Source organism: Corynebacterium glyciniphilum AJ 3170 (assembly GCF_007673095.1).
Lineage (GTDB): Bacteria > Actinomycetota > Actinomycetes > Mycobacteriales > Mycobacteriaceae > Corynebacterium.
Window position 1 is genome coordinate 20,182 of record NZ_VDYZ01000005.1, and the last position, 22,048, is coordinate 42,229.

The 22,048-nt window shown below is 64.5% G+C and carries 20 protein-coding genes; 16 read left to right on the forward strand and 4 right to left on the reverse strand.

Features of this window, described 5'->3' with window-relative positions; translation table 11 throughout:
- Window position 1: 1 nt before the first annotated feature.
- The 6 genes from mdcA to FS507_RS05930 are packed head-to-tail and all read left to right on the forward strand — an operon-like array spanning window position 2 to window position 5,967.
- Window positions 2–1,651 (forward strand): malonate decarboxylase subunit alpha, encoded by a 1,650-nt coding sequence (gene mdcA, locus FS507_RS05905; RefSeq protein ID WP_145941875.1) that lies wholly within the window; start codon window positions 2–4, stop codon window positions 1,649–1,651.
- Between the two features lie 4 nt (window positions 1,652–1,655).
- Entirely contained in the window at window positions 1,656–2,525 is an 870-nt protein-coding gene (locus FS507_RS05910; protein ID WP_145941876.1) for a triphosphoribosyl-dephospho-CoA synthase, read from the forward strand.
- Window position 2,526: 1 nt separating this feature from the next.
- Window positions 2,527–3,630 carry a biotin-independent malonate decarboxylase subunit beta gene (locus tag FS507_RS05915; protein ID WP_145941877.1) on the forward strand — a complete coding sequence of 368 codons (1,104 nt, stop codon included), beginning with the start codon at window positions 2,527–2,529 and terminating at the stop codon, window positions 3,628–3,630.
- The gene (gene mdcE / locus FS507_RS05920) at window positions 3,627–4,424 is read left to right on the forward strand and encodes a biotin-independent malonate decarboxylase subunit gamma (protein ID WP_145941878.1); all 798 of its coding nucleotides are present in this window, start codon (window positions 3,627–3,629) and stop codon (window positions 4,422–4,424) included. The genes FS507_RS05915 and mdcE overlap by 4 nt, the downstream gene beginning before the upstream one ends.
- Entirely contained in the window at window positions 4,418–5,050 is a 633-nt protein-coding gene (locus FS507_RS05925; RefSeq protein WP_186314579.1) for a malonate decarboxylase holo-ACP synthase, read from the forward strand. The genes mdcE and FS507_RS05925 overlap by 7 nt, the downstream gene beginning before the upstream one ends.
- Complete coding sequence (locus FS507_RS05930; protein WP_145941880.1) at window positions 5,047–5,967, forward strand: ACP S-malonyltransferase; 921 nt, start codon at window positions 5,047–5,049, stop codon at window positions 5,965–5,967. Before FS507_RS05925 ends, FS507_RS05930 begins: the two co-directional genes overlap by 4 nt.
- A gap of 82 nt (window positions 5,968–6,049) precedes the next feature.
- Here FS507_RS05930 and brnA read toward each other — a convergent pair whose 3' ends face one another.
- Complete coding sequence (gene brnA / locus FS507_RS05935; RefSeq protein WP_145941881.1) at window positions 6,050–6,289, reverse strand: type II toxin-antitoxin system BrnA family antitoxin; 240 nt, start codon at window positions 6,287–6,289, stop codon at window positions 6,050–6,052.
- A 128-nt stretch (window positions 6,290–6,417) separates the two neighbouring features.
- Entirely contained in the window at window positions 6,418–7,602 is a 1,185-nt protein-coding gene (locus FS507_RS05940; RefSeq protein ID WP_145941882.1) for a hypothetical protein, read from the reverse strand.
- Between the two features lie 194 nt (window positions 7,603–7,796).
- Between FS507_RS05940 and FS507_RS05945 the strand changes: the two genes are divergently transcribed.
- The 5 genes from FS507_RS05945 to FS507_RS05965 are packed head-to-tail and all read left to right on the forward strand — an operon-like array spanning window position 7,797 to window position 15,077.
- Window positions 7,797–10,259: a CaiB/BaiF CoA-transferase family protein gene (locus FS507_RS05945; RefSeq protein WP_186314580.1), complete on the forward strand. Its 2,463-nt coding sequence runs from the start codon at window positions 7,797–7,799 to the stop codon at window positions 10,257–10,259.
- Window positions 10,256–11,053, forward strand: coding sequence for a crotonase/enoyl-CoA hydratase family protein (locus FS507_RS05950; protein WP_145941884.1), 798 nt, complete (start codon window positions 10,256–10,258; stop codon window positions 11,051–11,053). The genes FS507_RS05945 and FS507_RS05950 overlap by 4 nt, the downstream gene beginning before the upstream one ends.
- Complete coding sequence (locus tag FS507_RS05955; RefSeq protein ID WP_145941885.1) at window positions 11,054–12,652, forward strand: acetyl-CoA acetyltransferase; 1,599 nt, start codon at window positions 11,054–11,056, stop codon at window positions 12,650–12,652.
- Complete coding sequence (locus tag FS507_RS05960; RefSeq protein WP_145941886.1) at window positions 12,649–13,914, forward strand: acyl-CoA dehydrogenase family protein; 1,266 nt, start codon at window positions 12,649–12,651, stop codon at window positions 13,912–13,914. The genes FS507_RS05955 and FS507_RS05960 overlap by 4 nt, the downstream gene beginning before the upstream one ends.
- A gap of 17 nt (window positions 13,915–13,931) precedes the next feature.
- Window positions 13,932–15,077 (forward strand): acyl-CoA dehydrogenase family protein, encoded by a 1,146-nt coding sequence (locus FS507_RS05965; RefSeq protein ID WP_145941887.1) that lies wholly within the window; start codon window positions 13,932–13,934, stop codon window positions 15,075–15,077.
- Here FS507_RS05965 and FS507_RS05970 read toward each other — a convergent pair.
- Together FS507_RS05970 and FS507_RS05975 are read right to left on the reverse strand one after the other, a co-directional pair.
- A complete protein-coding gene (locus FS507_RS05970; RefSeq protein WP_145941888.1) occupies window positions 15,054–15,956 on the reverse strand; it encodes a LysR family transcriptional regulator in 903 nt (300 codons plus the stop codon). The two genes, FS507_RS05965 and FS507_RS05970, sit on opposite strands and share 24 nt — an antisense overlap.
- 152 nt (window positions 15,957–16,108) lie before the next feature.
- The gene (locus FS507_RS05975) at window positions 16,109–16,801 is read right to left on the reverse strand and encodes an IclR family transcriptional regulator (RefSeq protein ID WP_145941889.1); all 693 of its coding nucleotides are present in this window, start codon (window positions 16,799–16,801) and stop codon (window positions 16,109–16,111) included.
- Between the two features lie 185 nt (window positions 16,802–16,986).
- On the opposite strand from FS507_RS05975, the gene FS507_RS05980 reads away from it, so the two are divergent.
- Genes FS507_RS05980 through FS507_RS06000 form a run of 5 tightly spaced genes read left to right on the forward strand, consistent with a single transcriptional unit; the run spans window position 16,987 to window position 21,868 of the window.
- Window positions 16,987–17,451 carry a nuclear transport factor 2 family protein gene (locus FS507_RS05980; RefSeq protein ID WP_260853188.1) on the forward strand — a complete coding sequence of 155 codons (465 nt, stop codon included), beginning with the start codon at window positions 16,987–16,989 and terminating at the stop codon, window positions 17,449–17,451.
- A gap of 8 nt (window positions 17,452–17,459) precedes the next feature.
- A complete protein-coding gene (locus FS507_RS05985) occupies window positions 17,460–18,287 on the forward strand; it encodes an SDR family oxidoreductase (protein ID WP_145941890.1) in 828 nt (275 codons plus the stop codon).
- On the forward strand, window positions 18,280–19,062 hold the full coding sequence (locus tag FS507_RS05990; RefSeq protein WP_145941891.1) for an SDR family NAD(P)-dependent oxidoreductase: 783 nt from the start codon (window positions 18,280–18,282) through the stop codon (window positions 19,060–19,062). The genes FS507_RS05985 and FS507_RS05990 overlap by 8 nt, the downstream gene beginning before the upstream one ends.
- Window positions 19,062–20,525 (forward strand): FAD-dependent oxidoreductase, encoded by a 1,464-nt coding sequence (locus FS507_RS05995; protein ID WP_145941892.1) that lies wholly within the window; start codon window positions 19,062–19,064, stop codon window positions 20,523–20,525. The genes FS507_RS05990 and FS507_RS05995 overlap by 1 nt, the downstream gene beginning before the upstream one ends.
- Window positions 20,522–21,868 carry an MFS transporter gene (locus tag FS507_RS06000; RefSeq protein WP_145941893.1) on the forward strand — a complete coding sequence of 449 codons (1,347 nt, stop codon included), beginning with the start codon at window positions 20,522–20,524 and terminating at the stop codon, window positions 21,866–21,868. Before FS507_RS05995 ends, FS507_RS06000 begins: the two co-directional genes overlap by 4 nt.
- Window positions 21,869–22,048 lie beyond the last annotated feature (180 nt).

A 22,048-nucleotide genomic window follows, 5' to 3' on the forward strand; every position in this document is an offset into this window, starting at 1 on the left:
CATGACAGACACCACCACACTTTGGGACACCGGCCGCAGAGACAAAGCGGACAGACTGGCGCGGGCAACCGGCCTGGCAACCGGGAAAACTGTCCCAACCAGTTCGATCGTCGATCTCCTCCATGCTGTGATGAGACCGGGCGACCGCGTCGCTCTGGAAGGCAACAACCAGAAGCAGGCGGACTTCCTCTCCCGCGCGCTGGCACAGGTCGACCCCGAACGCATTCACGACCTGCACATGCTGTTTTCCTCGATCGCCAGGCCAGAGCACCTCGACATCTTCGAGGACGGTATCGCGCGTAAGGTCGACTTCGCGTTCTCCGGACCGCAGTCCGCTCGCGTCGCTCAACTCGTCGATGACGGGACTCTCCAGGTGGGTGCAATCCACACCTACCTCGAGCTCTACTCGCGGATGTACCTCGACTTGGCACCGAAAGTGGCTCTCGTCGCTGCCGTCTCCGCTGACCGCGACGGCAACCTGTACACCGGCCCGAATACCGAGGACACGCCGGCGATCACCGAGGCGACGGCCTTCCGTTCCGGCATCGTCATCGCCCAGGTCAACGAGATCGTCGACAAGGTTCCCCGGGTGGACGTGCCGGGCGACTGGGTGGACTTCATTGTGGAAGCCGACCGGCCGTTCGAGGTGGAACCCCTGTTCACCCGTGATCCACGGAATCTCACCGACGTCCATGTCCTCCTGGCGATGCTCACCATCAGAGGCGTCTATGAACGCCATCAGGTCACGTCACTGAACCACGGTGTGGGCCTGGACACCGCCGCTATCGAACTACTGTTGCCGACCTACGGCGAACAGCTGGGACTCAAAGGCAAGATCTGCACCCACTGGGCACTGAACCCGCATCCCAATCTCATCCCCGCGATCGAGAGCGGTTGGGTTGAACAGATCTCCGCATTCGGTGGGGAAGTGGGGATGAGCCGATACGTCGCCGCGCGTCCCGACATCTTCGCCACCGGCCCTGACGGCAGCCTGCGGTCGAACCGTATGGCAGCCCAGTCCGCCGGCCTGTACGCCACCGACATGTTCGTGGGCTCCACCCTCCAGGTGGATCCTGAAGGAAACTCCTCGACGGTCACTCAGGGACGCCTGGCCGGATTCGGTGGCGCCCCGAACCTCGGGGCGGATTCGCGGGGCCGCCGCCATTCCTCACCCGCTTGGCTCGACCTTTCGGAGGGACGCGGTCAGCTTGGTGTGGAGCGTGGACGCAAACTGGTCGTCCAGATCGCGGAGACCTTCAACGCCGGTTCAGAACCGAAGTTCGTGGAGCAACTCGATGCTGTGGCAGTCGGGGACAACGCCGGGATGGATCTGGCACCGGTCATGGTCTACGGCGACGATCTCACCCATCTCGTCTCCGAGGTCGGTGTCGGCTATCTCTACAAAGCTCAGAGTCTCGATGAACGCCGACGGGTGGTCTCCGCCCTCGCGGGCGTGACCCCACTGGGCAGACGGTCTACGCCCGACGACGTCGATGCGCTGCGTCGCGACGGTCTTCTCGCACTCCCTGCCGATATCGGTGTTCGCCCGGCGGAGGCGAACCGAAGTCTTCTGGCAGCCCACTCCATCGATGAACTCGTCGACTGGTCCGGAGGACTGTACGACCCGCCCGCGAAGTTCCAGAGCTGGTGACACTATGACAACCGCTCTCACGACAACACTGATTCAATCTTCAGCGGTACCCAGCGGCCTTTCTACGCACATCGCCTCGTCGGCCGTTGCTGCCTTAACTTCCGAAGTCCAGCTCCGCGGGAAACCTGGACTGGTCGGCCCCGACGGGGCACGCGGACACACCGACATGGACTGCGACCTCATGCTGCTGTCCGCGAACACCCTGCATCCCACGTTCCGCGCACTCGCCGATCACGGGGCACAGACCCCGGTCGGGCAGGAGTTGCGCGACACACTCGGACGGGTGGGGAGGCGTGGCGAGGAAGAGATGATGGCTGCCACCAGTGGTGTGAACACACACCGGGGTGCCATCTGGAACCTGGGGTTGATGGCCACGGCCACGGCGGGGCTGCGGGCATCCGGCTCCGCGGTCACCGTCGGCACCGTGACCCGGCGGGCAGGCGAGATTGCCTCTCTGAGGGACAGTGCGTTGGACCTCGGCCAGAGGCCAGGTGCGCTCGCCCGCCGACGGTACCGGGTCGGCGGTGCCGTCTCTGAGGCGGCCGGAGGGTTCCCGCACGTCCGGGCCATTGCGGAGGCCATCCACACCGCAGGAGACGAGGGGTTCACCCGGGATGATGCCCGTCTGATCGGCCTCCTCGCGTCCATGAGCACCCTGGATGACACCTGCATCCTCCACCGGGGCGGACGCGGGGCGCTGGAGATGGTCCACGACGCGTCCTACCGGATCCTGGAGGACACGTTCCGCACCGGAGTCCTCGACCGCTGCTCCCTCGCGGAGTTGGACGCCCGGATGACCGGACGTCGGCTCTCTCCCGGTGGTAGCGCTGACCTGCTGGCTTGTGCACTATTTCTGACGACAAAGGATAAATGACATGCAACTCATCACCGCTGACTACCCGGCGACGACTCCTGTGGACACGGACGTCCATGTCGGAGTTGTCGGCTCCGGCGACCTGGAGATCCTGCTCTCGCCACCGACTTCGTCCGACGCTGTCACTGTGACGGTCCGGACCTCGGTGGACGGGTTCGATACCACCTGGCGCGGCGTCCTGGACACGTTCTTCGGCCGGAACGATCTCGCCTGTGACGTGCAGATCAATGACTTCGGAGCAACCCCCGGAATGGTCTCCCTCCGACTGTCTCAGGCCTTCGAGATCGCTGCGACGCCGGACGACGAACCGACCAGAGGCACCACAGGAATGCCTTTCACTGAACTCAACGCACGGCAGCGTGCGGCCATGCTCCTCGACGAGGGAACGTACCGGGAGATCCTCGGTCCCACCGACCACGTCGAATCCAGCCATCTGGAACGTCAGGGCATCGTCCCCGCCGCGGACGACGGCGCGGTCATTGCACGGGGCACCATCGAAGGCATCCCCGCAGCGATCGTGGCATTGGAAGGGAAGTTCCAGGGCGGTGGTATCGGGGAGGTCTCCGGTGCAAAGATCGCCGCCGTTCTCGAACGCGCCCTGGTCGACGCAGAAAACGGGCGCCCCACCCAGGTCGTACTGCTTCTGGAGACAGGTGGAATCCGCCTGCAGGAAGCCAATCTCGGTCTCCTGGCCATCGCAGAGATCCATGCGGGGATCGTGGCGTTGCAGTGCCATGTACCGGTCACCGCCGTGGTGGCCGGCATGGTCGGTTGTTTCGGCGGAATGGGGATCGCCTCCGGTCTCTGTGACCGCATCATCATGACTCGGGCGGGGCGGCTGTCCCTCAACGGCCCGGAGGTCATCGAGACTGAGGCTGGTATCGAGGAATTCAACTCCGCGGACCGGAGCACGGTCTGGGCTGTCACGGGTGGGGAACACCGTGTATCCACCGGCCGGGCAGACGCACTTGTCGCAGACAATCCTGGTGCTGTCCGGGAAGCGGTGATCAACGGGTGGAACACACCACCCGGCACACACCGTGCCGATCGGATCGAAGAACTCGCCCGGGAACTTGCAGACACTGACGCAGAGAGGACCAAATGATGAACAACCACCCCCAGTACGGAACTGTCTGGTTCACAGCATTGGATACAACAGGGGCAGACACCACCGGTTCGTTACTGACGGGGCGTACGGTGCTCGACGACGGCACCGCCGCCGCGCTCGTCGCTGTCGTTCCGGATCCGGACAGCAGATTCCCACGCGCCAGAAACGGGGAGGTCGGTCTCCGGGAGTCTCTGGAACTCGCAGAATGGGTGACCAGTCTCGATGACCCTGACATGCCTCTCGTAATCGTGGTGGACGTCCCCAGTCAGGCATACGGATTCATTGAGGAGAAGTTCGGGCTGAACACCACGATGGCCACCGCGGTCAACGCGTTGGCTCGTACACGTCTCGCTGGGCGACCGATCGTCAGTCTGGTCGTCGGCAAGGCCATTTCCGGCGCCTTCCTGTCCACCGGGATGCAGGCGAATCGGATCATCATGCTTGAGCATGATGACGTCCAGGTCCAGGTGATGGGAAAACAGGCCGCTGCGCGGATCACCCGACGATCAGTGGAGGAGATGGAAGCGGCAGCCGAATCCGTTCCGGCCATGGCTTTCGACGGAGCGTCCTTCACCACCCTCGGAGGAGTGTTCGAGTCACTTGCCCCAGGTAACCCCGCGGCGCCGGATGCCGCCGACGTCGCCAGTGTTCAGGAGGCCTTCGGTCGGGCGCTGGCCGACATCCGGGACAGCGGGACGACGGATCTGCGATGTCGACTCGACTCCGATCAAGCGCTCCAGTCCCGGGCATTGTCGAGAAAAGTCCGCCAGGTGGTGAACGACCAGTGGTGAACGCGGTCGTCCACGACATCGTGAAACTCTCCCCCGGTGCCGTCATTGAACTCGGTCGGCGTGCCTCGGGACAGGGGCAACCTTGGGTCGTGGACAGTCTCGCCGCCTCACCGTGGGTAGTGGTCCGTCGTGCCAGTCCAGTTGAGGACGCGCACCTGGCGGTCGGTGTGCGGGGGAGGTACCGGCACCAGCGTTGGGGTACCGAGGCTCCGTCCTCAGAATGCCTCAGGGTTCTTCATCCGTCTGACCTTGTCGAACGGATCGCCTCCAGGGATCTGCCCGTATTCCGGGCACTGGCGTTACTGCGGTCGGCACCGTTACCCCACGACTGGGGCCCCGGTGGGAGCGTCGGCGCTGAACTCGCGTCCGGGCATCCGGAAGCTACCCCGACGAGCGACCTTGACCTTGTGATCCGGATCGACAGTGTTCCTGACCAGCCCACGGCGCGGAGGATGCAGGGCACGCTGGACCGGGTAAGCGAGCAGACCAGAGTCGAGATCGATGCACTGGTCGAGACACCTGAAGGCGGAGTGAACCTGCAGGAACTTGCCAACGGAGTCGACACAGCAATCGTACGTACTGTGGACGGCCCGGTCCCGCTTGCTGATCTGCGGAGCTGGCGATGACAACGGTGATGTTGTTCGGCGGCCAGGGGAGCCAGCGCCCTGGGATGTTGCATCAGTGGGCAGACCTTCCCGAGGTTGAGGCTCATGTGGGGCAGGCCTCTGAGATTCTCGGCGAGGACGTCTGGGAACTTGATTCGGAGGTATCCCTCCGTGGCACCCGTGCTGTGCAGTTGTCACTGTTGGTACTGCACAGTGGGATCAACGCTGCATTGCGGAACAGAGGGTTACGGCCCGACATCGGTGCGGGGCATTCCCTGGGAGCCTGGAGTGCTGCAGTCGCTGCAGGCGTCCTGAGTTTCGGTGAGGCGCTGCGCCTCGTCGATATCCGAGGTTCGCGAATGGCTGCTGCGGCTCCCACAGGGTACGGCATGTCTGCGGTTGTCGGACTGTCTGAAATGGCAGTCCGGCGGTTGGTTTCGGAGATCGGTGAGGACGCCTGGGTGTCGAACTTGAATACACCGACGCAGTGCACGGTGTCCGGGTCTGACACTGCACTGGACCAGCTGCAGCAGACTGCTGCTGATGCAGGTGCGCGGCGGGTCATACGACTCGACGTGGCGGTGCCTGCGCACAGTCCGCTGATGACGCCTGCGAGGACAGCGCTGGAAGAAGCGACGACAGCCACTCCTGTTGGTCCACCGGAATTTCCACTGCTGGCCAACTGTTCGGGGCGCCTGTTGCGCGACGGGGTAGCGGTTCTGTCCGACCTTGTCGCGTCTACGGATCAGCCGGTGCATTGGGCGAGCGGAATGGCGGCTGTTGCAGAGCGAGGAGTGACCAGTTGGGTGCAGTGTGCTCCCGGAGAGACTCTGCTTGGAATGCTCAGCGGCATTGAAGGCAGATTCCGGTGCTGGTCAGTCGACAGTGTCGGGCTCGACGAGGCCGTCGCCCGCTGGAGGGTGACGGAAGGTCACTAAGGTCTGCCGGCACCCTCTTGATCGGGGTTCGTGTCCACCCCACACCAGTGGGTGGACATGGCTGGTAGCGGTCAATTCAGATTCACGCAGCGCCGGTTCCGCGGTCATCAAGACGTTCGGCGAGCCACATCTTGATGATGGATTGTCTCGTTACCCCGAGGTGGCGTGCTTCAGCATCCAGTGCGGCAACCATCCACGCTGGAAAATCGACGTTGACCCGTCGCTGTTCCTCTCCGGGTCGACGCGCTGAGCTGCGGTCGAGAGAATCGACAACGTCCTCACTGCGGTCAAAAGCCTCGTCGAAGTCTTCAGTCGTTTTCATAGAGAAGAACCTCCCTGGTTCGTGCGCGGCGGACGGAAATGAACGGATCGTACTCAAAGATCATAGCGTGCTCCTGTATAAAAAATATACCCGGCAGACATGAAAACGGTGTCTTACTCGACGCGCACCTACGCCGTGAACGCCAGCTCCTCCTCTGCCAGCATCACGGTGGACCGTTCGACGACGCGCACGATGGCCGCCCTCGGATGAGGCGAGAACTCGACAATCCGGTTGACGGCGCTCTCCAACGCCCGCGACCAGACGGCGTTCGTCGCGCTCACCGAGCGTCCCAACTCCCGTTCCAGCCGGCCAACCAGTCTGCGGTCCGCCGGAGCCGTGACGACCTCTATCCCCGGCAGGCCGACCCCCCGCTCCTCGTCTGTCAGCATCCGGACGGTCACCCCTTCTCCGTCGGCGCTGATCCCGCTGATCAGGCCTTCGTCGCCGAATTCGGCAAGTGTCTCGCCGAGGATCCCGGTCGCCAGATTCTCCAGGGACTCGAGCAACTCAGGATCGCTGATCGTACGGTCATCGTCCCACCCGTCCCGGACCTTCTGGACCGCGGCGTCGCGTTCAGTGGTGTCGACGATCTCGAAGGTCACCCCGTGCGGACACCGGATACGGCCGGTCGCGTCCGGAAACGGGAAGAAGATGTTGGTCGTCATCGAACGGATCACGATGTCCGCTGCGTCTTCGACGTCCTCGGTGTCTACGTCGCCGACGCTGTCTTTCAGCGCCTCTATCCACCAGCTCTGCAGCAGAAGCGGGTCAGTGGTGCAGAGGTCGTCGATCGCGGCCAGCGCATCCGCGTCCTGCTGGTAGACGGCGATGGCGTCGAAGTGGACAGGCGCACCTACGCCGTCCGCACCGTCTTCGGAATCGTCGTTGTGCAGGCAGTTGACCGACAGGACGCGCTCGCCGGATTCGTACGGATCGTCGTGGACGTAGATGTTGAATGCCCGGTCATGCTCCCCGGATCCGGACACCGCCTCGATCGCCGAGCGTGCCCCGGCGGTCAGGACGGCCCACACCGGATCGGGGATCTCGTCGACGTCGATGTTCTCCGAGGCAGTGAAACGTTTCTGTGCCTCGGCCGGCGAGAATCTCTCGGCTGGTGTGGTACCTGTCGCAGCGGCCTGCAGTGTGCGTTCGGCCTCTTCGCGTCCGATCTCCGCGGCGACGGCGGCGATTACCGCTTCGCCGAGTTCGTGAAGATCGCTGTTGCCCCCGTCATCTCCCGTGGTGCTCAGTGTGTTGAGTAGCGCTGTCGCCCGGCCCGAATCAGGACCGGAGAATATTAGTTTTTCCCCCATGCCGGATGAGCCTAGCAGGGGGCCGCCTACCCCGTACGGGAAATGACAGTCAACGTCCCAACAATTGGCACGGCCACCGCTCACAATCTGACACGTCCGGTCCCCATCATTTGCGTCGCACGCCTCTCCGTCCCCTCGTAGTTTTGAGGACAGAAGGGGTGTACACCGCGCCCCGGGAAGGACGGAGAACCACGATGACAGACACCGTCGATCCACCGCTGGCAGGCGTGAGGGTCCTTGACCTCGCTGAAGGTGAGTTCCAGATGGTCGGCCGGTATTTCGCCGACCTCGGGGCAGACGTCCTGCGCGTCGAACCGCCCGGAGGGTCAGCCGACCGCCGTGACGGTGTGCTCTCCGGCGACACCAGCCTGACCTTCGAGATCGCCAACGCCACGAAACGCTTCACCACCGTCGACCCGGCCAGCACAGGGGCGCGGGACGCCCTCGGCGAGCTCATCGGTGGCGCGGACATCGTCCTGGTCAACCGGCTCTCCGACTACGTCACCGGCGGCCTCGTCGACCCCGCGACCCTCGCCGAGGACCACCCCGGCACGGTCATCACCCTGCTCAGCGATTTCGGTGAGCAGAGTTCGAAGAAGAACTGGACATCCACCCCGGACGTGCAGTTCGCGCTGTCGACGATCCTGTCGCGCTCGGGGCTGCCGGACCGGGAGGAGCCGCTGCTGCCGCCGTCCTTCCTCGTCGCCGGGGCCGTCGCCCCGCAGGCGGTGTGGATGACGATCACCGCCTACTACAACGCGCGGCGCACCGGCACCGGTGACCTCATCGACTTCTCCACACTGGATGCACTGGCCCACATCTTCGACCCGCCGATGGGTATGCAGGGCTCGGGGCGCACCGGCGTCGACCCGTTCGACGTCCCGCACGGACGCCCCGACGCCCGCGCGCTCTACCCGATCTTTCCCACGGCCGACGGGATGGTGCGTATCTGTGTGCTGTCCCCACGGCAGTGGCAGGCGATGCTGACCTGGCTCGGCTACCCCGAGGAGTTCAGTGCACCCGAGTACAACAGCCCGACCCACCGCTTCCAGGAACAGGACCGGATCTTCGCCCACTACCGTGCGCTGTTCGCCGGCATGACCACGGAGGAGGCCGTCCGGCAGGGCGAGGAACTCCGCGTGCCGACGACATCCATCGACGAACTTTCCGATGTCATCGGTGAGCCTGCATTTCACGAGAGCGGCAGTCTCGGCGACCTCACCCTCACCGACGGCCGTACCGCCACGGTGCCGAGCGGGGTGTACACCATCGACGGTGCACGAACCGGGATCACCGGCACGGCAGCAGGACGCACCGACGGCGGGCCGCAGGACGGCCCCTGGCTCGCCGCCCCGGTCACCGGTCCCGTCGTCGAGGGGCACGCCGCCGGCGCCGCCGTCGCTGTCGCCGGCAGCCGGGACCTCCCGTTCAGCGGCCTGCGCGTCCTGGACTTCGGGGTGATCGTCATGGGCGCGGAAACCGGGCGCCTGCTCGCCGACTACGGTGCCGACGTCATCAAGATCGAGTCGACCAGCCACCCCGACGGGTGCCGCCAGATGCTTCCCGGGGTGCAGATGACCAAGAGCTTCGCCTGGGGCCACCGCAACAAGCGCAGTCTCGGTCTCGACCTCACCACGGAGGACGGCAGAGACCTCCTCCGGCAGCTCATCGCCGAGGCGGACGTGGTTCTCACGAACTTCAAGCCCGGCACCCTCGACCGTCTCGGTTTCGGCCACGACGCCATCCGGACGATCAACCCGGGCGTCGTCCTCTCGGAGTCCTCCGCCTACGGCGACACCGGCCCCTGGTCGACGAAGATGGGTTACGGTCCACTGGTCCGTGCGGCGTCGGGACTGTCGGCGCTGTGGTGTTATCCAGGCGACGCCGACGGTTACAGCGACACCATCACCATCTACCCCGACCACGTGGTCGGCCGGCTCAACGCCATCGCCGTGGTCGCGCTGCTGCTGCGCCGCGCGCGCACCGGCCGGGGTGGGGTGGTCAGCACCGCCCAGGTCGACGCCATCTTCGCCGCGATGGGCGGCCACCTCGCCGCCGAATCCCTGGAACCGGGCTCCGGTCTCACCGCGCTGACCGCCCCGCAGGACGCCCCGCGCGGGCTTTTCCCGGCCGCCGGCGACGACGAGTGGATCGTCGTCGACGGGCACGGAGACCAACGCTTCGCCGCACTGGCCGACGCCATCGGCCACCCGGAATGGATCAGTGATGATCGTTTCGCCACGCCCACCGGCCGACTCGCCCACAATGAGGAACTGGAGGACACACTCCGGGAATGGACGTCCTCCCGCACCGCGATCACCGCGGAACGCCAACTGCAGGACGCCGGCGTCCCCGCCGGACACATGATGCGGTTCGCCGACATCGGACACGACCACGACTTCTCGGAGAGGGGACTGCTCACCGCCATGACCCAACCCCAGTTCACCGAGCCGTTCCCCACACTCGCCTCCGAAGGACGCAGTCTCCGCCTCGGGGACGCCCGGCTGCAGCCGGCGCCCCTGCAGGGCGAACACACCCGCGAGGTCATCCGGGACGTCCTGGGGCTCGACGAGGACACGATCGACACCCTCGTCACCCGCGGCGCCCTCGAACCACAACCGTCTGACACCCACACCACCACAGGAGCACCACAGTGACTGAATCCTCTGGCCCCGTCCTCGTCGAGCAACGGGGACACACCCTGCTCATCACCCTCAACCGACCCGAGGCACGCAATGCCGTGAACCGGGACCTCGCCCTCGCCCTCGGCGAGGCACTGGAACAGGCCGAGCACACCGACAGCGTGCGTACCGTCGTGGTCACCGGATCCGGTGACAAGGCGTTCTGCGCCGGCGCCGACCTCAAGGCCGCGGCGGCCGGCGAACTCGGCATGACCGAAGAACCACTGAAGAGCTGGGGTTTCGCCGGTTTCGTGAAGCACTGGATCTCCAAGCCCGTCATCGCCGCCGTCAACGGTTTCGCCCTCGGTGGCGGCACCGAGATCACCCTGGCCAGTGACCTCGCCGTCGCCGCCGACACCGCCACCTTCGGTCTGCCGGAAGTCACCCGCGGCATCATGGCCGCCGCCGGCGGTGCCTTCCGCCTGCCCCGCCAGATCCCCGTGAAAGTGGCGATGGAGACGATGCTCACCGCCGAACCGATACCCGCGGCCCGCGCCTACGAACTCGGCATGGTCAACCGTGTCGTCCCGCAGGACCAGGTCCTCGACACAGCCCTGGGGCTGGCGGAGAAGATCAACCGCAACGCCCCGCTTTCGGTTCAGGCCACCAAACGTGTGGCCCACGGCATCACCGACGGCACCGTCCACACAGAGGACGACGACTGGTCGCGCAACGACACCGAGAGTGCTGCGCTGATACACAGCGCCGACGCGATGGAGGGCATGACCGCCTTCGCGGAGAAGCGCGCCCCGGAATGGAAGGCGGAGTAGATGACCGACTCACTCGACCCCCGAACCCCCGTCCTCGTCGGAGTCGGGCAGGCCACCGACCCGGTGACCGCCGACGACTACCACCGCTGGTCGGCCGCGGACCTCGCCGGGGAGGCGTCCCGCAGGGCGGTGCAGGACGCCGGCCTCGCAGCCGACATTGCCGCCGCCATCGACACCATCGCCGTCATCCGGCAGTTCGAGATCTCCACGCCCGGCGCGGTCGCACCGCTGGGTAAGTCGGACAACATCGCCCGCTCCATCGCCGCACGGATCGGTGCGGACCCGCGTCGCGCCGTGCTGGAGGTCGTCGGCGGGCAGGGACCGCAGCATCTCGTCACCGAGTTCAGCGGGACCATAGCCAAGGGGGACGCCGAGGTGGTGCTCCTGGCCGGCTCCGAGGCGATCTCCACCGCACGTGCGTTGGTGGGACGGGACGACGCCCCCGATTTCACCGAGACCGTCGGCGGTCAGCTGGAGGACCGGGGTATGCAGGTCGACGACCTGCACGTACCCTACGAGGTCCGCCACGGGCTGCTCGGCGCCCCGCCGGAGTACGCGGTCTTCGAGAACGCCCGGCGCCGTCGTCTCGGCCTGAGCCGAGAGGACTACGCGACGGCGATGGGGGAGTTGTTCGCACCGTTCACCCGCGTCGCCGCGTCCAACCCCTACGCCGCCGCGCCGACGGAGCGTACCGCCGGGGAACTCATCACAGTCACTGAGCGTAACCGTCTCATCGCCGACCCCTACCCGCGGTTCCTGGTCGCCCGCGACCAGGTCAACCAGGGTGCGGCGGTGCTGCTGACCTCCGTCGGAAAAGCACTGGAACTCGGTATCCCGCAGGAGAAGTGGGTCTTCCTGCACGGCTACAGTGACCTGACCGAACGTACCGTGACCGAGCGGGCGGACCTGTCGGTCTCCCCGGCGTCGGTGCTCTCGGCGCGTACCGCGATCGAGCGCGCCGGGATCAGCGCCGATGACCTGGCATTCCTCGACCTGTACAGTTGCTTCCCGATCCCGGTGTTCAATATCTGCGATGCTCTGGGGATCGCGCCGGACGACCCGCGTGGGCTCACCCTCACCGGCGGGCTGCCGTTCTTCGGCGGGGCGGGCAACAACTACTCGATGCACGCCATCGCCGAGATGGTCGACCGGCTGCGGAAGAACCCCGGCACCTTCGGCTTCGTCGGCGCCAACGGCGGGTGGATGACGAAGTACTCCTCCGGGGTGTACTCCACAACGCCAGTGGAGTACACCGACTGGGACGACCGCCCACTGCAGGAGGCCCTGGACGCCGTGCCCGCCCCCGACATCGTGGAGCACTACTCCGGCCCGGCGACGGTCGAGTCCTACACGGTCACCACCGACCTCAACCGCGACTGGATCGGCATCGTGGTGGCCCGCACCCCGGACAACGCCCGGATCCTCGCGGTCAGCGAGCCCCGCAGTTCCGGAGAAGGAGCATCCGACGAGGTCATCAGACTGCTGAGTTCGGACGCGGTCTTCGACCCGACGCTGTCGATAGAGCAGGACGGCGACCGAAACATCATCCGCGGCATCGCACGCGACACCACTGGCACTACAGAGGAGGCACAGGCATGAGCGGCATCTACGACGAGACGGCGTCCTGGATCAGGGACAACTGGAACGGCACCGACGACCTCGACTGGCGGAACACGGTCGTCGACGCCGGATACGGGGTGCCGTCCTGGGCGCCGGAGAACTTCGGACGCGGCTACACCCGCGACCAGGCCCGCGAGGTACTCCGGGCGTTCGGCGACGCCGGTGTCCCGGGCGGGGCACGGGACGTCGCCCCGTTCTCCGAGGTCTCGTGGCTACTGCTGCCCGGAGCCGCTCTCACCGACTACGGCACAGCTGAGCAGAAGGAACGGCTGCTGCGTCCGATGATCACCCGTGAGTGGGACCTGGGCTGCCTGCTCTACTCCGAACCCGGTGCCGGCTCCGACCTCGCCAGCATCCAGACGAAGGCGGAGCTGTCCGACGACGGCGAGAACTACATCATCAACGGCCAGAAGGTGTGGACCACCAACGGCCACCGCGCCACCTTCGCCATCCTCATCGCCCGGACGGACTGGGACGTGCCGAAACATGCCGGGATCAGCCTGTTCATCTTCCCCATGCAACAGGACGGTGTCGAGGTCGTGCCCATCCGGCAGATGACCGGCGACTCCGAGTTCAACGAGGTCTTCCTCACCGACGCCGTCGTCCCGGCAGCGAATCTCATCGGCGGTGAAGGCAACGGCTGGAAGGTCCTGCAGTCTGCGCTCGGTGCCGAGCGCAGGGGAATGGGGGAGATGGCCCAGGTGGGGCGGGACACCGCGGAGACCGGTTCGCGCTCCGCGGTCTTCACGCGCAGCGATGACCTCGTCGATGCGGCCCGCACCGCAGACCGGTTGGACGATCCGGTGATCATCGACGAACTGATGAAGATCCACACCTGGCGGCTGACCAACGACTGGACCCAGGCACGGGCGAAGATGGAGAACCGGTCACGTGGCGGGTCGCCGTTGGCGTCCCTCGGCAAGCTGGCGAACTCCCGGATCCTCCACGGGGCGTCCGACCTGGAGTTCCGGCTGCTCGGAACCCGCGGCCTGCAGTACGACAAGGACGCGACGACAGGGGACCCCGTCGCCTACCGGACGTCCTACGACCTCATGATGGGCTTCTTCAACTCCGTCGGAGGCGGCACCGACCAGATTCAACGCAACATCATCAGCGAACGTGTCCTCGGCCTGCCGCGCGGGGCACAACCCGACAAGGGCGTGCCGTTCCGCGACGTCCGCAAGGCCGTGAACCGCAGCCTCAGTGGCGACCATGCCGACGACCATGCCGGCGAGAAGTAGAACGAGAGGACAACGACATGTTTGCACCACGTACTGAGGAGCAGGACCAGTTCCAGGCAGTGGTCCGGGACTTCTTCGCCACCGTCTCCTCGGAGACCCTGGTCCGCCAGGCCATGGACTCTGACACCGGCTACGATCCCCAGGTGTGGGACCGGATGGCCCGCGAACTCCAGCTGCAGGGGATCGCCGTTCCCGAGGAGTTCGGTGGGCAGGGCTTCGGCTGGACCGAACTCGGCATCGTGCTGGAGGAAGCCGGGGCGGCACTACTGTGCGCCCCCTACTTCGCCACCACTGTCCTTGCCGGGATGACGGTCCTGGAGTCCGGGGATACTGCCGCACAGCAGGAGATCCTGCCGGGCATCGCCGACGGTTCCCTGATCGGCACGCTGGCGTTTCCCGGGGAGAACCGCCGGTGGGACGAATCCGGTGTCACGGTTACCGCACAGAAGTCCGGCGACGACTGGACCGTGTCGGGCACCTGTCCGGGGGTCATCGACGGGCAGAACGCCGGGGTGTTCATCGTCCCCGCCCGCACCGGTCACGAGTCCGGGGACGGCATCTCGCTGTTCATTGTGCGCGTCGGTGACGGTGTCACGACGCAGGGGCTCTCCACCCTTGACCCCACACGCCGGGTGGCCCATCTGCGCTTCGACCATGCACCGGCTACTCCGTTGGGAGACGACGAGGGGTGGGACCAGGTGTCCCGGATACTGGACCTCGCGTCGGTGGGATTGGCGGCCGAGCAGGTCGGCGTCGCCCGCCGGGCACTGGAGGACGCCGTGGCGTACATGAAGGAAAGGGTGCAGTTCGGTCAGGCGATCGGGGAGTTCCAGGCGCTGAAGCACATGGCGGCGGACGTGTTGGTCGACGTCGAATCCGCGGCGTCGGCGTCCCGCTACGCGCTGTGGGCCGCGCAGGACGCGCCGGAGGAGCTGCCGGCGTCCGCCTCCCTGGCCGCCGGCATCTGCACTGATGTAGCGGTGACGGCGACCCACCAGAACATCCAGTTCCACGGCGGGATGGGTTTCACCTGGGAAGCGAGCCCGCACCTGTATCTCAAGCGGGCACGGGCCGACCAGGTGTTGTTCGGCGACGCCCAGTTCCACCGGGCGAACCTCGCCCGGCGCATCGGCGCGGGCTCAACTCCGGAAGCGGTCCGTTAGTGCGGCAACCACGCGGTCGATGTCCTCGCGCCGGGCGGTTGCCCCGGAACGCCAGACCACACCGAGCTCGAAGCATGGTTGTTCGTCTGCGACGGGCAGCAGCACTACCTTGCTGTCGGCGCCGCGCACGTGGCCCAGCGAGTGTCCCCGCGCCCCGATACTGACCTCGTGCGTCCGGGGCAGGCGGGACGTGAGCACGGCGTAGTCGCTGAAACCGACTTCGGTGATGTCGGTGACCCCGGCCCGGTTGAACCATTCGCGCACGTTGTCTCCGGACGCCGGCTGCATCTGCGAGAAGGGGAGTGTCACGACCTTCCGCTCGCGGAGCGCTGCCAGCGGGACCGGTCCGGTTTCTGCCACGGTGATGAGGGGGTCATCGGCGGCGACCATCAGGTCAAAGGTGTAGCGACCGATAACCAGTGAGCTGATGTCGGGCAGGTTGACGGGTAAATGCACCAGTGCCATGTCGATCTCGCCGAACTGGAGTTTCTCCAGCAGTTCCACCGACACCCCGGACGCTGCGTCCTCGGGCGTGATGCCCGACAGTCCGACAGCGGTACGGAAGGCATCGGCATAGGAGTCCGGGACCCAGGGGGTCACACCGTAGCGCAACGTCCGTTCGATACCGGCGGCTTTGTCCTCGAAGACCTGGGACAGCTGCAGGATGCTCACCGCGGTTCCCAGCAACGTCCGTCCGTGTTCGGTGAGCTGCATGTCATGGTGCGCGCGGTGGAACAGGGGGCCGGTGCGGTGCTCAAGGGTACGTAGCGTGCGACTGACGGGGGAGGACGTGAGCCCCAGGTTCTCCGCTGCCCGGGCGACGTTGCGGGTGCGGGACACCTCCACGAACACCTCGAGCTGGTGAAGGTCGATGTTCATCGGTGGATGGTGTCCTCCGCGTCGGTGGGGTCGGTGGAACAGGATGAGCGTTGTTGGTCAGCGTAGTCGTGTGCGTCATAGGGCCGAGTACTACCTCTAGGGACCACGTAGCTTTGGACGTTCCCCAGATTTATTCTCGATCGACGGTGGGACTAGCGCAGGAGTTCGCGTCCCAAGGCATCAGCAGCTGCAACCACTGTGGTCGCGAGATGTGCTTCATCGGCGGCCTCGAACACGGAGATGCCCACGCTGAGTAGTCCGGGTTCGTTCCGATAGGGAACCGGGGCGGATATGCCCGTCACCGACGGGGTGACTTCTCCTTTCGTCACCGCATAGCCGCGTTCACGCACTGTGTCGACCTCGTCTCGTTCACCAGGCTGCTTCTCCCGCATTGACATGATGGCCAATCCGGCCGAACCACGGTCGATCGGGTCGACCTGCCCTTCGCGGAAGCCGACGTGAATACGGGAGTGTCGCGGAGGAATGACAATGAGCGCCCGGACAGTGTCCTCTGTCTCTTGGACCGCCAGGTGCGTAGTGACCTGGAGTTCTTCCGCCAAGTCCTCGAGGATCGGTCGTGCGGTACCACGGAGGTCCTGCTGTACCCGGTTGGCCAGGGCGACCAGCCCGTTGCCGAGCACGATCCTCTTCTCCTGTGTTCGTCGACAGAAACCGTGATGCTCCAGCGTTCTCACCAATCTGTCGGTGACAGTGCGGTGCAGACTGAGTCGCTCGGACAGTTCAGTCGTGGTCAGCCCATTCGGGGAGTCTCCCAGAACTTCGAGGAGCTGAAGCCCGTTGTCCAGGGTCTTTGAACCTCGTTTGAGGGGGTCATTGTCGGTCATGGAGTCTCCTTCGTGCACGTCACTGTCCCATAAATCTTGTCATGGAAATATTACATTCGACAAATGTAATGTAGATCACTTAGTGTTGTTGATATTCGCACGCTGCGTGCGAATATAGCACGAAATGTCGTATCTGATACGGCTACCGAGCCGATCGACAATCTGGATTTCTGGAAGGAGCACGGGTGATTGACACGATCGACAGGATGTTTTCCAAGGTCGGGCAGCTCTACGGCAGACAGAGTTTTGCCATCGACGAGGGCGATGCCTCGGCATGGGCCAGTACTTTTGCGCCGGACGGCCTCTTTGTCTCGCCTAGTTATCCCGACCCCGTGAGTGGGCGGGAGGCACTTGAGACCTTCGCTCGTCGGATATATACGGATTCACGAGCGGCGGGGCCCCTTCAACGCCACGTCGTCACCAACCCGATGGTGTTCCGGAAGGACGACGGGAGGTGGTGCGCCAGAGCGTATCTGAGCATCGTTGCCACGGGTCCTGACGGGATACCCACCATCGTCAGGATCACGACGGTGGAAGACGAACTCCGCGTAGTCGGGGAACAGGTCGATATTGCGAGACGGACAGTACGTGTCGATGCCGGCACAACGGCGGGACGCGGGGACAGCAACGACAGGAATCGCAAACAATGAGGAGTGGCATGGATACCTACGGAGAATTCGGGATACCCACGGCAACACAGTCGGCGCCCGCGACGGTCGACTATCCCGAGATGAAGGGCAAAATCGCGGTCGTGACAGGTGGGGCCCGGGGCATGGGGGCGGTGTTTGTTCGTCGTCTGGTCGCTCAAGGGGTGAACGTATTCGCAGCTGATCTCAACCGGGATCAGTTGGCCGAGACGATCGACACGATTAACGCAGAAGCCTCTGAAGTGGGGCTTTCCGCCAGGGCTGTTGCTCATCCGGTGGACGTGACAGTCAGGGAACAGCTCGATGACCTGGCGGATGCAGCGGTGTCCTCGTTCGGTGGCCTTGACTACTGGGTGAATAACGCGGGTATTTTTCCTTTCGCAGAGTTGGAGAATGTTGATGATGAGCAGATCTCCGCGGTCCTGGACGTCAACGTCAAAGGAGTGTTGTTCGGGGCACAGGCGGCAGCCCGCCACATGGGGAAGGGCGCGGCGATCGTGAATATGTCCTCGGTCTCTGCACTCCGTGTGCGTCGCGGCAGGAGTGCATACTGCACGTCCAAGGCAGCGGTCGCGCACCTCACCGAGTCGATGGCGGTTGAACTAGGGGATAAAGGGATCCGGGTCAACTCGATTGCTCCGGGGTATATCGACACGGCTATGACCCTGTGGGTGAGGGAGGACCCCGAGGCATTGGCTAATGCGCTCACCAGTGTTCCTTTGCACCGCCTCGGATCGGCGGAGGAAGTCGCCAGCCCGTTGCTGTTCCTGCTGTCTGACAGTGCCCGGTACATCACGGGGCACTCGATCGCCGTGGATGGAGGGTCCCGCCATGTCTGACGACGCGACAACAGTACGCACAGTGCTCGTCACCGGGGCCGCCAACGGTATGGGTGCCCATCATGCTGAGCGCCTCGCCGCCGACGGATGGCACGTTTGTGCCGCGGACATCACAGACACAGCGGAGGTCGTCGACTCCATCACCGGGTCCGGCGGCCGGGCGAGCGGGTACGAACTTGACGTGGGCTCCCCCGGGGCATGGCGCTCGGTAATTGACGCCATACGTAGTGACCTGGGCAGGCTGGACGGATTGGTGAACAACGCCGGTATCAGCCGCAGGCTCAGTTTCCTCGATACCCCGGACGATATCTGGGAGCAGACACTGCGTGTCAACCTGGCCGGACCTTTTTACGGGATGAAAGCAGCGCATGACCTGTTGTCGGAGACCGGCGGTGGATCAATTGTTAACGTGTCGTCCATCGCGGGTCTGGTCGGTTACTTCTCTCCGGCGTACGCGGCTAGCAAATGGGGTTTGAGAGGCCTGTCGAAGTCTGCGGCCGGCGAATTCGCCGCGGGGGGAATCAGGGTGAACTCGATCCACCCGGGTCTGGTCGGCACACAGTTGTTGGCAGACTCAGGGGCCTTTGTCGACGCGTCACTCGGCAGTGTGCCCTGGGGGCGGATGGCCACTCTGGACGAGGTCAGTGACGTGGTCGCATACCTGTTGTCGGGGTCGTCCGGCTACATCACCGGTGCGGAGATCGCCATTGACGGTGGTCTGACATCCAATGGCCTGTACCACCGGATCACCAATGAATCAGGAGGGACGTTCTGATGGATGATCAGACATGGGATGTCATCATCATCGGCGGAGGTGGTGCAGGGTTGTCCGCAGCGGTTTCCGCGACCGAACGAGGTGCATCAGTCCTCCTTTTTGAAGCGGAGGAGACTCTCGGAGGGTCAACGCAGCTCTCGGCAGGTCTATTTACCGCCGCCGGTACAAGTGTGCAGGCTGAGCTCGGCGTGGAGGATTCACCGGAGAAGTTATTTCAGCACTATATGGACCTTAACCGGTGGTTGCTCAAACCGGGGTTGATCCGAGCTTTTTGCGAGAGTGCAGGCCCGGCGCTGGAGTGGCTCATCTCTCTCGGTGTCGAGGTCCCGGCCCACGAATCCACCAATGCCCACATGCCCGGGCTGTGCCAGGCGGGCGTCGAGGACCTGTGGCGGGGACATGTGCCGAAGGGCCAGGGATACGGCCTGGTCCAGGTGCTGGAACGGGCTGCGCGCTCGGCCGGGGTGGACATCGTGTTGAACACCCGCGTTCAGTCGCTGCTCTCTGACCCTCACGGCGTTAGAGGCGTGGTGGTCGATGACGAGGAAATCCACTGCTCTGCGGTTGTCATCGCCAGCGGAGGGTTTGCCCGTGATCGGGGTCTACTCGAAAAATACTATCCCTACGCCTTGCGATCTGCAGAGTCACTGTTCGTGGCCGCTGGTCCGGGAAGCCGGGGTGACCATCTGTCTTTCGGTGAGCAGGTCGGTGCTGCGGTAGCGGGCGAGGGCTACGGGCTGATGCTCCCCACGGCCTATTTCCAGTCCCGGCACCATTGGGAGGCGGGATTCCCGCCTCGTTCACGGATCCACGTCAACAGTGCGGGGAGACGGTTCATGAACGAGGACGCCTCATACGCTGTGTCACCAGGGCTCATCGACCGTCAGGGTGGTTCAACCTGGATGATATTCGACGAGACGGCGAGAGAATCACTGCCGGGCGGGTACGTCGACTGGAACGCCGACAACATCCTGGCAGAGGTTGCAGCAGGTCGCCTGCTGTGCGCCGACAGTCTCGCCGAACTAGCCGAGAAGATGACCGTCCCGGCCGAAGCACTGGAATACACGGTCGCAGCCTGGAATGAGGAGCTTCCTGCCGGCGAGGACCCTGTCTTTCTGCGGACCGATTCTCTGGCTGCCAAAGGCGCGTCGGAGCCGATCGCTCCCCTAGACACCCCTCCGTACTATGCCGCGAGGTATCTCCCGGCGGAACTGGTGTGCACGCACGCGGCCCCGGAGATCGATGCACGAGCCAGAGTGATCGACCGCTACGGGCGGCCCGTCCCCGGACTCTTCGCTGCCGGGGAAGCCGGTGGAGGGGTCCTCGGGTCGACGTATGTCGGCGGGGGGAACGCCGTAGCCAACGCGATCACTATGGGACGGACCGCAGGACACAGTGCCGCCGAGCACCGGGGATCCGGCCGCGGAGCATCTACTGAGTCACTCACTGAGGAGACGACATGACTCTCAACAACAACGAAACCGTTCATGGCCCCCGGGGCGCGGATCCCGGACGGGCGCACCATGCCCCTGCACCGACTCAGTCCACAGCGAAAGTAGTTCGCGGTGCGATTGTCGGCACCGTCCTGGAGTACTACGACTTCGGAATCTACGGCTACATGGCAACGGCGATCGCCGCCCTGTTTTTCGTGTCCCACGATGACACCGCGGCGCTGCTGGGCACCTTTGCCGCCTTCGCGGTGGCCTTCTTCCTCCGGGTGCCGGGTGGAATCTACTTCGGCCATATCGGAGACAAATACGGACGGAAGAAGGCGCTGACGTGGACTATCTTCCTGATGGTGATCGCCACCTTCGTCATGGGGCTGATTCCAACCTACGTCACCATCGGTGTGTGGGCCACGATCATCCTGGTCCTCTGCCGGTGCCTCCAGGGCTTTGCTGCCGGGGGTGAGTTAGGCGGTGCGAACGCCTTTGTCTCTGAACAGGCACCACCCAAGCACCGAGCTCTGCAGACATCGTTGGTCAATTCCGGAACGTATTTGGGATCGTTGCTGGCCTCGCTCGTCGCACTGGCCGTGAACTCGATGTTCGATCCGGAAACCGTGCTCTCGTGGGCCTGGCGTATTCCGTTCTTGTTGAGTGTGGTTATGGGCGTCATAGGTATCTGGATCCGGAATCATCTTGATGAGACCCCACAGTTCAAGGAACTGAAGAAGGAGGGGGAGACAGAGGCGATCCCGATCGCCAAACTGCTGTCCACCTCATGGCGAGAAGTCATCGTCATCATCTTCCTCGGAGCGGTCATTACCGGCGGGTACTACATCGCTTCGGTTTATGCCGCGACCTATCTGCAGACAGCTGGCGGTCATTCACCGACGGTCGCGTTCCTCTCGACATCGGTGGCGCTCATCGCCGGGGTGGCCACCTTACCGATATCGGGCTATCTCGGGGATCGGTACGGGCGTAAGCCGATCCTGTTCACCGGGACCATCGCGGCGGTCCTGCTCGGGTTCCCCTGCTTCATCTTAATGTCCAACGGGAGCGTGTGGCAGGCATTCCTGGGGCAGATGGTGCTGTTCATCGCTGTGTCGGTCGTGAACGGCTGTTCCTATGTGACCTACGTGGAGATGCTCCGGGCATCGGTACGCTACAGCGGCCTTGCCTTGGGCAACAATGTCAGCAACACCCTCCTCGGTGGGACGGCGCCATTCATCGCGACATGGTTGATCGATGTCAGTGGGAGCACCCTGGCGCCCGCGGCCTATTTCGTCTTCACGGCGCTCCTGAGCCTGGGAGCTGTCTTCTTCGTGAAGGAAAGCCGAGGGATCGTTCTGCGAGCTGACTGATCAGTGAAAAGTGATCAACACAAGTATCATATTTCTTGTGTCATAGCGCAGTAATGCGGGGGGATATGGGCTTACAAGCTGCTCGATCCTGGAAAATATAGTACAGATGTTGACTATATTGTGTGATCTGGATTACCCTTACTCTTACCTCGTGAAGACCCGGCTAGAGGCGTCGGTGCC